The 705-nt window shown below is 44.8% G+C and carries 1 protein-coding gene; it reads right to left on the bottom strand.

The features are described from left to right. A partial coding sequence (locus AAAU26_RS00075; RefSeq protein ID WP_431834264.1) for a GDP-mannose 4,6-dehydratase occupies nucleotides 1-623 on the bottom strand: 623 nt, incomplete at its 3' end. Nucleotides 624-705: the final 82 nt, after the last annotated feature.

Raw genomic sequence — 705 nt, forward strand, 5'->3', positions numbered from 1 at the left:
GGGCGACCAGCAGGGCCATATACTGTGAAGAATCTCAAACCGGTGGAAGGAATGTTATACAGCTTCGAGTAGGCATGGGCCATCAGTTCATTTGATTTCTTGGTTGCCGCATACAAAGATACCGGGTTATCCACCTTATCATCCGTACTGTAAGGCACTTTTTTATTACTGCCATAGACCGAAGAACTGGACGCATAAACCAGGTGTTCCACCGGGGTATGTCCTTCATCGTAAGAGTGACGGCAGGCTTCCAGAATGTTATAGAAGCCAATTAGGTTTGCTTCCACATAGGCATCAGGATTTGTAATGGAATACCGAACGCCAGCCTGCGCACCGAGATTCACCACGATTTCCGGCTTATACTGCTCAAAGATAGCTTCAATCACAGACTTGTCTGCCAGATTACCTTTTACAAAACTGAAATTTTCAAACTGCTCCAGTTCATTCAGTCGAGCCTCTTTCAGCCGGACATCATAATAATTATTCATATTATCCAGGCCAACGATCTTGACCCCCTCCACTGTGGAGAGCAGCCGCTTTGCAAGGTTCGAGCCGATAAATCCAGCCACACCTGTGATGAAAACGCTCTTGTTTTTCAGATCAATTTTGGTCTTATTTTCCATCATAATTTTCTTATCCTCCCTTGTTGAATCCCCCACTTATTTCATTATACGGCAACAAGCCTGTATACAGATTGCAGCCACA

The sequence above is a fragment of the Faecalibacterium longum genome, from assembly GCF_040094125.1.
Taxonomy (GTDB): domain Bacteria; phylum Bacillota; class Clostridia; order Oscillospirales; family Ruminococcaceae; genus Faecalibacterium; species Faecalibacterium longum.